Source organism: Myxococcus sp. AB025B (genome assembly GCF_006518215.1).
GTDB lineage: Bacteria > Myxococcota > Myxococcia > Myxococcales > Myxococcaceae > Myxococcus > Myxococcus fulvus.
On sequence record NZ_SRLW01000290.1, the window covers coordinates 1 to 12356 of the forward strand.

The 12356-nt window shown below is 69.3% G+C and carries 6 protein-coding genes and 3 pseudogenes; 5 read left to right on the top strand and 4 right to left on the bottom strand.

The features are described from left to right. A pseudogene (locus FL311_RS45595) lies at positions 1-292 on the bottom strand (hypothetical protein); the annotation flags it as partial. 165 nt (positions 293-457) lie between these two features. Between FL311_RS45595 and FL311_RS34245 the strand changes: the two are divergent. The 4 genes and pseudogenes from FL311_RS34245 to FL311_RS44375 form a co-directional block, all read left to right on the top strand. Next, positions 458-1117: pseudogene (locus FL311_RS34245) on the top strand (LVIVD repeat-containing protein); the annotation flags it as partial. Positions 1118-1345: 228 nt separating this feature from the next. Next, a complete protein-coding gene (locus FL311_RS34250; RefSeq protein WP_141331898.1) occupies positions 1346-3184 on the top strand; it encodes a DUF1549 domain-containing protein in 1839 nt (612 codons plus the stop codon). Further along, complete coding sequence (locus FL311_RS34255; RefSeq protein ID WP_141331899.1) at positions 3184-4227, top strand: hypothetical protein; 1044 nt, start codon at positions 3184-3186, stop codon at positions 4225-4227. The genes FL311_RS34250 and FL311_RS34255 overlap by 1 nt, the downstream gene beginning before the upstream one ends. 12 nt (positions 4228-4239) lie before the next feature. Beyond that, positions 4240-5817, top strand: coding sequence for a DUF1501 domain-containing protein (locus tag FL311_RS44375; RefSeq protein ID WP_194869472.1), 1578 nt, complete (start codon positions 4240-4242; stop codon positions 5815-5817). Positions 5818-6281: 464 nt separating this feature from the next. Here FL311_RS44375 and FL311_RS34265 read toward each other — a convergent pair whose 3' ends face one another. The 3 genes from FL311_RS34265 to FL311_RS34275 all read right to left on the bottom strand — a co-directional run bounded on the left by FL311_RS34265 (position 6282) and on the right by FL311_RS34275 (position 11968). After that, on the bottom strand, positions 6282-8105 hold the full coding sequence (locus tag FL311_RS34265; RefSeq protein WP_141331900.1) for a bifunctional UDP-sugar hydrolase/5'-nucleotidase: 1824 nt from the start codon (positions 8103-8105) through the stop codon (positions 6282-6284). A gap of 87 nt (positions 8106-8192) precedes the next feature. After that, complete coding sequence (locus FL311_RS34270) at positions 8193-10997, bottom strand: TonB-dependent receptor (RefSeq protein WP_141331901.1); 2805 nt, start codon at positions 10995-10997, stop codon at positions 8193-8195. A gap of 29 nt (positions 10998-11026) precedes the next feature. After that, positions 11027-11968, bottom strand: coding sequence for a hypothetical protein (locus FL311_RS34275; protein ID WP_141331902.1), 942 nt, complete (start codon positions 11966-11968; stop codon positions 11027-11029). Positions 11969-12168: 200 nt separating this feature from the next. Between FL311_RS34275 and FL311_RS34280 the strand changes: the two are divergent. Beyond that, positions 12169-12356: pseudogene (locus FL311_RS34280) on the top strand (PaxA); the annotation flags it as partial.

A 12356-nucleotide genomic window follows, 5' to 3' on the forward strand; every position in this document is an offset into this window, starting at 1 on the left:
GCTCGGGGCAGGGCGCGGGCCTTCGCGAGAAGCTCGGTGCGGTTGCGTGCGTCCAGCCGCTTGTGGAGGGCCTTGCTGTCGTCATGCACCGTCGAGGGGCTGAGCCCCAGCCGCTCGGGTCGGAAGGGTCCAGCGCGGCCTCGTGGCGCTGACTCACCTGCATCCAGACGCGGTGGTCGGAGGCGGTGGCCCCTCCGGTGTCCACGCTGCCCTGGTGGCGTGACGCATCCAGGAGCCCTGCTTCCGGAGTCTCCGCCGCCATGCCGACCTGGGCGCCCACGAGCGTGCTCATGCCGGTGACCAGGTGATGCCTCCACGCCAGCGTGTCGTGACTCAGCTGCCCCAGCTCATCGAGCAGGCGGAAGGCGTTGCGTGCGTCGCGCCACGTGACGAGGTCCGACTTGCTCCCGAGGCTATCCCCTGTTCAGGGGAATGGTCATCTCATCCGTAAAACCCAGGCGACCGGCTCTACTCCATGGCCCCCAGCCTCGGCACGTTCGTGCACGACATCTCCGACCCGCTGGCGCCCGAGCTGCGGACCATCATCGCCTCGCCGGAGGTGGCCACGCTGGGCGGCCCCCATGACGCCTTCGTGTACGAGAACCGCCTCTATGTCAGCGAATCGTATCGCGGCTACTTCGTGATGGACGTCACGAACCTGGACGACGTCCGCGAGCTGGGCGGGTACGTCCGTCCGGACTTCAGCTTCGCGCACCACAGCGCGGTGGGCACCTTCGCCGGCCGCACCCTCGCGTTCGAGGGCGGTGAGTTCCAGCACTCCCGCCTGCGCGTGCTCGACGTCACCGACCCCTCGCGCATCGTGAAGATCGGCGAGTTCCGTACCCACCGGCTCTTCACTTCCATCCACAACATCATCCTGCGCGGCAACCTGCTCTACATCGCCTGGTACCACGACGGCGTGCGCGTGCTGGACGTGTCCAATCCCACGAAGCCCCGGCAGGTGGCGCACTACAACACCTTCCGAGACTCGGACCCGGACCGCACCGACAGCCCCTTCGAGGGACTGCTCGGCATCCGCGTCCCCGGCGACGGGTATGTGTACGCGGCGGGCTCCTCGCGAGGCCTGCTCGTCTTCCGCGAGCTCCCCCAGCCGTAGCGACTTCGTCCCCTCGGAGTGCGCGAGACACACCTCCACGCACTCCGGGGAGCGCGGGCCCGGAGCCCCAGGTGTGGTGGGGAGTCCACCTCGGCGGGGGCCCGGCTCACGTCCGGAGGGGGCGGAAAGACAATCAGGTGTGGAGGGCAGTCCACCCCTCATTCTCGCTGAATGACAGACAGGGTTCCGCTGTGTGTCGTTGCGACAAGCGATGCTACCGTCGCACGCATGCACTGGCACCTGCACCTGAAGAGCGCGGTCCTCGCGGGCGTGCTGTTCGCGATGTCCGGGCTCATCGTGTCCGACGCGCATGCGCAGCAATGTGAGCCCGAGCCGACGGCCCCGGAGGACCCTCCCGAAGACCCGATGAGCGACACGCGCGTGCTGCGGCGCATCGTGCTCGGTCTCACCGGGACCACCCCGACCCTGGAGCAGTACGAGGCCATGGAGGCGGCGGCGACGCCCGCGGCCCGCGCGACGCTCCTGCGCTCCACGCTCGACGAGGTGCTCGCCTCCCCGAAGTTCTACGAGCGCATGGTCCGCTTCGGGCACGAGTGGATTACCGTGGGCGCCTACACCACCGGCGCCCAGGGGGACGCGTACCAGGGCGACATGTCCGGGCACCTGCACCGCTGTGACGCCAACAGCCTGCACCCGGGCGCGTACTACGCGGTCAACGAGTTCGAGACCGGCAGCCCGAATCAGCAGTGCCAGGACAAGGATGGCGCCGGCAACCCCGCCGTCCCGGAGGTGCACACCGTCGAGCCCTGGTGGGCTCCGGGCACCACCGTCCAGGTGCTGGGCAAGGCGGGCGGTGACACCAGGACCGTCACCGACACCCGCACCGGCAAGGTGCTGGACTGCGGCGTCGCCTCCGGCGGCTATTACGATCCGGCGCTGAACCGGGGCTGTGGCTGCGGACCGAACCTCATCTGGTGCTCGCCGCTCGCGGGCCTCGGGTCCGGGGGCACCGGCAGCCTCAACGGTCAGCGTCGCCACCCCTACGAGGAGCCCGCGCGCCTGTTCGCGCACCTGGCGTGGCATGACCGCCCGCTGTCGGACCTGGTCGTCGGCAACTACACCGTCGGCACCAACTGGCTCCGGGCGCTGTACGTCCGCTTCGGCCGGCAGATGGGCAACGCCGTGGTGGACCAGAACACCACCTGGTGGCGCCCGGACGTGGGCAACGAGCCGCGCGACCCGATGCACCCCACGCCGAATGATCCGCAGGCGTGGCGGGAGTTCGTGGTGGAGCAGCTCGAGCCCTTCCACCTGGCGCTCACGCCCGACAAGTCGCGCTCCGGCGGCATGGAGCGCACCTACCGCTTCGACCCGCGCACGACGACGGAGGCGCCCCTGGGGCTGCCCGCCGCGGGCGTGCTCACGATGATGGGCTCCATGTCCTCGTTCCCGCGCGAGCGGGTCCGGGCGGCGCGCTTCCTGGAAATCTTCGCCTGCCAGAACTTCTCGCCGCCCCCCGCGGACGTGCACTTCCCGCCGCTGGAGATCGACCCGGCCACGGGTGGCACGTGCCTGCACTGCCACAAGACGCTGGACCCCGCGGCCATCGCCTTCAAACGCTGGGACTTCACGCCGTTCCCCAGCTCCTACGTCCCCTGGCCCTTCATCGGCGGCATGGGCAACCAGCGCGTCACCGCGGAGTGGCTGTCGGGCAAGTACCCGCACACCGGCAACGCGCCGGGCCAGCGGTGGAAAAACGCCTTCCTGCCCAACACGGTGCTCACGCCCGTCACGCCCGAGGAGCTCAAGGCGAACCCGGAGGCGGTGCTGCTGGACACGATGCCGGAGTCGTACACGCTGCTGGGGCAGCACGGCGACGGCACCATGGGCCCCCTGGGCTTCGGCAAGCTGCTGGTGCGCTCGGGTGAGTTCGACCGCTGCGCGGCGCGCAAGCTCTACGCGATGTTCATCGGCCGGGAGCTGAACCCGGCCACGGAGAAGGGCTTCATCGACAAGCTCGCGCGCGAGTTCGTCGCGGGGGAGCGCAAGCTGCGCCCCTTCATCCGCTACCTGTTCGAGCAGTCCGAGCTGCGGAGGGGCCTGTGATGCGCACGCCGACTTCTTTCGTGTGCGCCGCCGCGCTGGCGGTGCTCGCGCTCAACCTGGGCGCCTGCTTCGGTGACAGCTCATACCGGCAGGGCAGCTCGGATGAGCCGGACTCGGGGACCTGCGCCGCGGCGAGCGACAACGACGCGGTCCGCCTCGCGCTCGCGCCCGCGTGCGAGGGCTGCCACGTCAACGGCAACAAGCCCTTCTTCGCCTCGCTCGCCGCGTTCGAGAGCGGGCTGGTCTACGACGAGCGCTTCGTGAAGCGCGGCGACCCGGAGGGCAGCCTGCTCATCAAGATGCTCAAGGGCAACGCCCCGGGCAGCTACGCGCAGATGCCGCCGGGCCAGCCCTACGAGCAGCTGGTCGCCAATGGCCGCGTCACCATGACCATCGCCCAGGTGGAGGACTGGATTCGGGACCTGAAGGCGCCGCCCGAGCCGATGGACACGCCGTCCCCCAAGGAGTTCCAGGTCCGCCGGCTGGCCGCGGACGAGATGGTGGTGAGCCTGATGGACCAGCTGGGCCTGACGCTCGAGGACTTCGTGAGCACGAGCAACCCCGACTGGCGCAACCGGGCCTACGTGGTGAACTGGAACAAGTTCTTCGTGTGGCCCGGGGACTGGGCCCCCGGCATCTCCGGCGAGTACGTCTCCGACTCGCGCGCGCCGGAGCGCTACGAGGCCCTGGGCGGCGGCAACTCCCTGGAGTACCGCAAGAAGAACCCGATGTTCGGCCCCTCCGCCGGTCAGGCGCTGGTGCAGATGTCCCAGGCCTGGTGCGGGCGCGCGGTGGACAAGCAGAACAACAAGGCGGTGCTGCGCTACGTGACGCTCGCGGACACGTCCACCAAGAGCCCGGACGCGGTGCGGAAGAACCTGCGCAACCTCTACCTCCGCATGCTGGGGCAGCCGCCCACGGACGCGGAGCTGAAGGAGCTGTACGAGCAGGTCTACCTCCCGCTGGAGGCGCAGAACACGCGCCTGGCCTGGGTGGGCACCTGCGCGGCGCTCATCCGTCACCCGCTGTGGATTACGTACTGAGCCGAGGACCCCATGCTGAACACCTCTCGACGCACGTTGCTCAAGTGGGCCCTGGGCGCAAGCCAGCTGGCGCTCCTGGAGAAGGCGGGGCTCCTGGGCTCCGGCACCGCGCACGCCGCGGACGCGGATGTCCCCTCGCGGCTCGTGGTGCTCTATGTCCCGGGCGGCTTCCGTCCGGCGTACTACTTCACGCCGATGGAGGACGCGGAGATTCCGCTGTGTGTCCCGCCGCCCGCGGGCTTCAGCAGCGAGCCCGTCTTCTTCGATGCGAGCAAGGTGGTGGACCTGGCGGCCCCCAACGGCCCGTACAAGCCCTTGCGGACCTGGCAGTCGTGGGACCCGGCGAACCCCGCAGCCCGCGGCTCCTTCAGCCCGCTGATGTATGGCTATCAGCACTATGCGCTGCACGAGCAGCTGAGCGTGCTGCACGGCATCGACCAGGGCACCAATGACCACGCGAGCGCCTTCATCTCCGCGATGTGCGGCGTGGCGGGCGCGGACTACCGGGCGCCGGCGGTGCACTCGGTCATCGCCAACCACCTGTACGAGCGGCACCGGGAGAGCCGGCCGCTGCCGTTCGTGGTGGTGGCGGGCGAGCGTGGCATGCCGTCCGGCATGGGCCTGCCGTCGCACGCGGGGCCCGTGGGGGTGCCGTCCATCGACGCGCTCAAGCCGATGCTCTCCGGCAAGGCGGCGGACAATGCCTGGTGGAACGGGCTGGAGGCGCGCACCGAGGGGCCGGAGCTGAACGCGAAGGGCGAGCCCACCGGGGCCCAGCTGAAGACGACCACGGTGGAGCGCTACTCGCTGGGGCAGGCCAGGCCCCGGCTGGGCCGCTCGACGGCGAAGGTGGACAACTACCTGGAGGGCCTGCACGGCTCGCTCAACAGCGTCTCGCGCGTGCTGGCGACGGACGTGGTGTCGGTGCTGGAGAAGACCAAGGGCATCGACGCGCTGAAGACGAACCGGCCCTCGTACCTGTCCAGCTATCTGAGCGAGTCCTTCACGTACACGTTCGGCAACGCGAACTTCCACCTGGTGGGGTTGGACCCGCGGATGGACATGGCGCTGCGCCTGCTCAAGTCGGACCTGGCCACGTCGGTGCACGTGTCGCTCAGGCTCGACTTCGACACGCACAACGGCGGCGGGCATGCCTACAGCTGCGCGCATGGCCGCGGGTTGATGGACTGCGTGGCGCGCTTCCTGGGCGAGATGAAGGCCACGCCCGCCCCGGGCAAGCCGGGCAAGACGCTGCTCGACGACACGCTGGTGCTGGTGATGAGCGAGTTCGGGCGGAGCTGGGCGTCACGCTCGAACGACGGCAGCTACAGCCTGCCGGACGACCACCACCCGTACACCTCGGTGGTCTTCGCCGGTGGCAACGTGGCGCACAACCGGCAGGTGGGCACGTACACGACGCGCGGGCTCGGCACCCCGGTGGACATCATCGAGGAGACGGGACAGACGCAGAAGCGCGTGCCCCGCTCCGCGGACGTCGTCACCACGGCCCTGCGCATCATGGGCATGCAGACGCACCAGTTCTTCATCCCCGGCGGCTACGGCGAGGTGGTGGGGTTGCGCGAGGGGTAGGGGATTGCCAGGGGCGCCCAGGCACCTGGGAGGGGCCTGGGCTTCATCGAGACAGCTCACCCGCCGCAGCGGTTGAAGTTCTGGTCGACGTAGTAGAGGCACCAGTCGGCGTAGGCGCCCAGGCACGTCTGGGTGCCGAGGGTCTGGGTGGCCCACTGCGAGGCGGTGGAGTACGGGCCCGCGCAGGCGTCACCGCACAGGGTGTTGGAGATGGAGGAGGCGGCCCTCGCTCCGGGCGGCCTCGCGCTCCTGGAGGTGGCGCGCCATGGCGACGAGGGCAGAGGGGACGTCCTTGAGGGTGGCTCCGGGCACGAGCGCGAGGTAGACGTCCGTCAGCTCCTGGCCCTGGGGGGGAGCCTGTCTTCATGGCCTCGCGGAGGTGGGCGGCGTCGAGGTCCATGTGGCCCGACTCGGCGACGAAGACCTCGGGCGCCGCCGACGTCGCGGCGCCCTGCCTCACGACCTCAGTCCCGACCCGAGGCCTTCACGGCGCAGCCCGTCGCCGCGCGCTGACGCAGGATGCGTCCGGGCGTCGGCGCCACCAGCGGCTTGCCCCGCTTCCTCCAGTGCTCCACGAGCGCGTCGCGCAGCGTCAGCGCCTGCTGCTCGCCCAGGTTGACGCTCCCGGGCGGCAGCGTCTTGAGCACCTCGTCCATCCCGCTGCCACCCCGCGCGAGGAAGTCCGGCATGGCCACCTGGAAGAGCTTGTTGGGCTCGAGGGGCTTCCCGTTCGCCTTCGTGACGGAGACCATCCGCGTCACGCCGTTGCACTGCTCCAGGTTCACCTTCAGCCCCGCCACCTGGAGCGTCCCTCCCTTGCGCGAGTAGGCCCCCTCCAGGAGCTTCGTCAGCTGGGCCCCGGTGAGGGTGACGACCGAGAGCGTGTTGTCGAACGGGAGCACCTCGAAGACGGCCCCGTACGTCAGCTCGCCCGCGGGCAGGTCCGCGCGCAGCCCGCCGCTGTTGATGACGGCGATGCCCGTCATGCCCAACTGGTTCAGCGCGTCCGCCAGCACGTTGCCCAGCGGGCTCTCCGCGTCGTAGTCGCGCGTCAGCTTCGCCGGCACGTTGACGCCCAGCGGGCGCTTCTGCATCTCCTCCACCTTCGCGAGCGCCCCTGCCAGCTGCGTCCCCAGCGCCGCGTCCGCCACCACCGGCTTCCCACGGAACGTCGCCGGCACCAGCTCCACCTTGTTGCGGTCCTTCAGCTTGCGCTCGTCACACGTCTTGAGCGTCGCCTCCACCCGCTCGCACACCGGCACGGAGCCCTGCAGCGTCGTGCGCTCGGGCAGCACCTTGCGCGTCGTCGGGTCCACGAACAGCTCCACCAGGCCGAACGCCCGGCCCCGGCCCGAGGTCTCGATGACCGGCGTGCCCCGGACGAAGTGCCCCACCGGCTGATGCGTGTGCCCGGCCACCACCGCGTCCAGCGTGCCCTCCGGCAGGGCCTCCAGCATCTCGATGATTTCGCTGTCGCCCCTGTCACACGACGAGATGTCCCGAGGGTCGTCCTGCCGCTTGCACACCGCGCCCGCGTGGGCAATCGCGATGACCACCTCCGCCCCGCGCGCGCGCAAGTCGGTGGCCGCGGCGAGCGCCGAGGACGCCAGCGGCGCGAAGCGCAGGCTCGCCACATTCACGGGGTTGGTGACCTCCGGCGTGTGCGGCGTCGCCAGCCCCACGATGCCCACCTTCACCCCGCGCCGCTCCACCAGCAGCGTGCCCGTGTTGCCCAGCCACGTGGGGCTCACGCCCGTCTGCGCGTCGGTGACGTTCACCCCGAGAATCGGGAAGCGCGCCTGGGTGATGCGCGCCTTGAGCGCGCCGAACGGGTCATCCCCCTCCATCGCCACCGAGCGCGGCCCCACCGGGCCGTAGTCGAACTCGTGGTTGCCCAGCGCGGAGGCGACGTACCCGAGCGTGTTCATCGCGTCGATGACCACCGCGCCCTCGGTCAGGTTGGACGCGAGCGTGCCCTGGAACAAATCGCCGCCATCCAGCAGCAGCACCCCGTCCGGGTTCTCCGCGCGCAGGATGGACAGGTAGCCCGCGAACGTGGCGAGCCCGCCCTGCTCCACGGCCGTGCCGTCCGCCAGACTCCCGCGCGACGGCATCACCCAGCCGTGCAAGTCATTGGTGCCCACCACGCTCAGGCGCACCGGCTCGGGCGCGGCCTTGACGGCGGCGGGGGCCGTGGGTGGAGCCTCCGGCGCTGGCGGATGCGAGGCGCAGGAGACGACGAGGGCCGACAGGAGCCCGAGGCGGAGCGGACGGAGGGCGGAAGTCACACGCCCCTCTAGAACGCGGCCCCGTCTGATTCAAGGGCCCTCGCCTCCCAGCATGGAAGCGAGGGCCTGTGTGGTGCGGCGATGTGGCTAGTTGCGCACGCGCAAGAGCAGCTCGGCCTGCATCGGGCTGCGGCGGCCCGTGGCGGTGCCGAACCGGTTGTTGTTGGCGCGCCACTGTTCCTGCACGAAGGTCACGTCGCTGTTGTTGAGGACGTTGAAGAAGATGAGCGTGAGCTCCATCTTCGTCTCCTTCGTCTTGATGACGCGGTTCAGGTCGTACCGGGCCTGGACGTCGAACAGGAACTGGCTCGGCTGACGCAGCTCGGAGATGGCCGCCGGGTCATTGAAGTCCGGGATGCCCGTGCTGGTGTTGTACGAGTGACCGGTGCCGCGGTCCGAGCGCACCACGCGCTGACGGTCCACGGAGCCTTCCTGGAACATCCACATGGGCGCGCCCGTGCGGTAGTTGAAGCGCACGCCGAAGTCGAGGCCGAACTGGGTGGTGTACCCGATGGCGCCCTTGATCGTGTGGCGGATGTCCTCGGGGGACGGGCCCTCGAAGAAGTGCTTGAAGCGCGGGTTGGCGCCGTAGCCGTCGAAGTAGTCACCCACCGTGCCGTTGCTGAACCCCAGGGTGTAGCTGGCCAGCAGGTCCCACGGGCCCGTGCGGCCCTGCGCCCACAGGTCCATGCCGCGGTAGTCGCGCCACGCGTCGTCCGGGTTGTGGATCTTCACCACCGTGTGGTTGATGCCGTCCGCGTAGTCCACCACGCGCGTGCCGGACGGGTCCCAGATGCGGTTGATCTCCTCGTCCACCCACATGTTGGAGTACTTGCGGTAGGTGAGGTCCATGCCGATGACCGCGCCCTCGTTGATGGCGTGGTGCAGGCCGAGCGCCAGCTCGTCCACGTGCGGCGGCGTGTGGTTGGTCTTGTCGAAGAAGCGGCCCGACGCCCCGCCCGCCACGCTGCACTGCGGGTTGCCGACGGTGTCCGGCGTACAGTCCGCGAACGCGCCGTTGGCGAACGTGGAGCGCACCTGGAGCAGCTCCGGGTTGGCGTGCTGCGCGATGAACACGTCGCCCACTTCGTTGGAGCGACCGTAGTGCGCCTTGATGAGCGTGGTGCGGTTGCCGAACGGGTCCACCGTCGCGGACAGGCGCGGGCCGATGCCCACCAGGTTGGTGATGAACTGGTTGTTGTCACCGTACAGCCGGCCCACGTCTGCGCGCAGACCCGCTACCAGCGTCAGGTAGCGGTTGACGTTCCAGCGGTCCTGGAAGAACGCGCCGGAGATGAGCGTCCCGGCCTCGGTGGTCAGCGGGCCGCGCACGCCCTCGCTGTTGTAGAAGTCGATGCGCTCGTTGCAGAAGGCGAACGTCTCCGGGTCGTCCGGGTTGCACTCGCCGTTGCGGTCGTTGAAGCGCTGGTTGCCAATCACCTGCGCCGTCTTGTCGCCGCTCAGGTAGCTCAACTGGAAGCCCGCCTTCATCTGGTGGTTCTTCACCTTGAAGAGCAGCGTCGGGTCGAACTGGTAGCGCATGCGCTTCTCGGTGACCAGGTTGCCCACCTCGTTGCGCAGCGCGCCGGCGTTGCGGTACGTGGTGCTGTTGTAGATGTGGGCGATGTCCTGCGAGTCCTCGTTCATCGGCCCGTTCCAGATGTCCTTGTAGGTGAGGCCCGTCTGGAGCTGGAAGAGGACGTTGTCGGAGATGTTGCGGTCGTAGTTGACGATGGCGAAGAAGCCGCCGCGGTCGATCTGCGTCTCCGCCTCGGGGCTGGCGAAGGTGGAGGAGACCTGGTTGGTGATGGTGTTGTTGTCGTAGTTGAACGCCAGGGACAGGCGGTCCTTCGTCGTGGGCTGCCAGGTGAGCTTCAGGCGGGCCAGGCGCGTCTGGGTGTCGGACGTGCGGCTCTCCTCGCCCAGCGGCGTGTCGCGCTTGGAGAAGTTCCACTGACCGGAGACGTAGAACCACAGCTTGTCCTTGATGATGGGGCCGCCCACGCCCACCAGCGGGCTGTAGAAGGCCGTCTCGGACAGCGGCACCTCGTTCTGGGTGTAGTTGGCCACGTTGGGGTTCTGGTTGGCCGCGCCCCGGTACTTCGCGTTGGCCCACGCCGGCGACAGAATCATCGTCACGTCGTAGGTGAACTTGTTGGAGCCGCTCTTGCTGACGACGTTCTGGATGAGGCCCAGCGAGTTGTACTGCGCGTCCAGACCGCCGGTCATGACCTCGAAGTTCTCCACCGCGTAGAAGCTCATCGGCGAGCTGATGCTGCCGTCCACCACGTCGGACGTGTCCATGCCGTCGATGAAGAACTTGCCGTAGCGCGACAGGCCGGCGCGCAGGCTGGGCGCGTTGCCGTTGCCCACGCCGGCGACCAGCTGCGGCATGGCCTGCACCTGGGTGAAGACGGGCGAGGTGGCCGCCTTCTCCGCCGTCATCACCGCGCCCATCTGCGCGGAGTCCGGGTTGATGATGGGGTTGACCTTCTCCACGATTTCGTAGGTGGCCACCGCCGCCTGCTCGGTGAACACCTCCAGCTTCACGTCCACCTGCGTCGCCTGGCCCAGCAGGACGGTGATGCCCGCCTTCTTGATGGGGGCGAAGCCCGGGACGTTCACCTCGAGGACGTAGCCCTCGCCCGGGGGCAGGGTGTCGAACTCGAAGCGGCCGTCCTCGCCGCTGGTGCGCGACTGGGGCTGCTGCAGCGCGGGGCCCGTGACGGTGAGCGGCACTTCGGCGAGCGGCGCGCCCGTCGGGTCATACACATAGCCGGCCATGCGGCCGTAGTTCTGGCCGGCGGCGAGCGCGGGGGAAGGGAGGCTCGCGACCAGCGCGAGCAGCAGCAGCGCGAGCGCGCCACCGGCACGGCAAACAAGCGTCTTCATGGAGGGGCTCGGGACAGGGGAAGGGGCGCTCACAGGGAGCTCCCGACGGCGAAGAGCACGCCGGAGTACCGGGTGAGGGTGCTGATGTTCAGCTCCGTCTCAGCGCACACGTCCGTGCACAGGCCGGTGTAGCTGGAGGCGGGCTTCGCGGTGGTCGCGGTGAAGGTGCGCAGGCGCACCACCGGGGACCAGCCCTCGTCGCCCGGGAGCGCGGAGAACAGGTACACGGGCGTCTCCGACGTGGGCGCGCCCGTCGGCGGGCTCACCAGCACGCCGTCCATCACCTTCAGGTTGCCCTGGTCATCCACGGGGATTTCGCCGCCGTCCAGGTACGCCAGCTGCAGGCCGCGGTACCAGCCGCCCTGGGACGTGAAGGCGGAGTCGGCGCGCAGCGGGTTGAGGTTCGCGGACACGTCGATGATGGCGCGCAGCGCAATCGTCGTGTCGCCCGCGCCGCCGCCGAAGTTCCCCTTGGTGAGGGAGGCCGCGTCCTTGATGGCGTTGCACTGCTCGGAGGACGTGCCGTTCCAGCGCGTCACCTTCACCAGCGGGACCACCGGCGGCGTCGTGTTGCCCGTGACGGTCAGCGGCAGGTTCGTGAAGACGGGCCACTGCACCGTCTCCGGGTAGTTGTCGGTGCGGACGTCGAAGTCCGCCTTGCCGGTGACACAGCCCTCGGCGAACTCATAGGAGGTGTTCACCGCGCGCGCGGCGGGCACGTACGGCCGGCCGTCCGCGTCCACGGGGACGCCCGCGTTGGTGATGACGCCCCGGTCGTCCTTGCGCTCGGTGGCGACCTGTCCCAGGTTGTAGAAGGGCACGTTGGTGCCCCGCACCCGGGCCGTCGTGGGCCGGTAGTTGCCGCTGGTCGGCCGGAACTTGGTGTCGAGCGTCGAGGCATCGATGACGCCCTGGTAACGGTCGCCGACCTCATCGGTCGACTCACCACAGGACACACTCAGGGCTGCCACGAGCCCGAGCGCGCACTTCATTTGTGTCTGCACGGAAAATACCTCTGGGGATGGGGACGAGGTGGCGGCCCTCTAGCACGAGTGGCCGGTCCAGAGGTATCAGTTGCGTGCCGTCTCCATGACACTCACACGATTCTGCTGATGCAGCAGGATTACATTCCGACGACTCTTGTCGGGCTTGTGGTAAGGCGTGCCCCGGCATGTTCGCGCAGCAGACCGACCCTCATTCCTCACGCATCCTCGGCTTCGCCGCCTTCTCCGTCGCGGTCCACGTCGGAGTCGTGGCCGCGCTGGTGTTGTTCGTGAAGCCCATGGTCCTCGAGACGGAGGAGCCCATCGACGTGGTGCTCAACCTCGTCAAGGCCCCCCCTCCGCCGCCGCCTCCACC

Bases quoted from the DNA above. Each gene is read 5' to 3' on its own strand.
- FL311_RS34250 (WP_141331898.1), top strand. From the start codon at position 1,346: ATGCACTGGCACCTGCACCTGAAGAGCGCGGTCCTCGCGGGCGTGCTG.
- FL311_RS34270 (WP_141331901.1), bottom strand. From the start codon at position 10,997: ATGAAGACGCTTGTTTGCCGTGCCGGTGGCGCGCTCGCGCTGCTGCTG.
- FL311_RS34255 (WP_141331899.1), top strand. From the start codon at position 3,184: ATGCGCACGCCGACTTCTTTCGTGTGCGCCGCCGCGCTGGCGGTGCTC.
- FL311_RS44375 (WP_194869472.1), top strand. From the start codon at position 4,240: ATGCTGAACACCTCTCGACGCACGTTGCTCAAGTGGGCCCTGGGCGCA.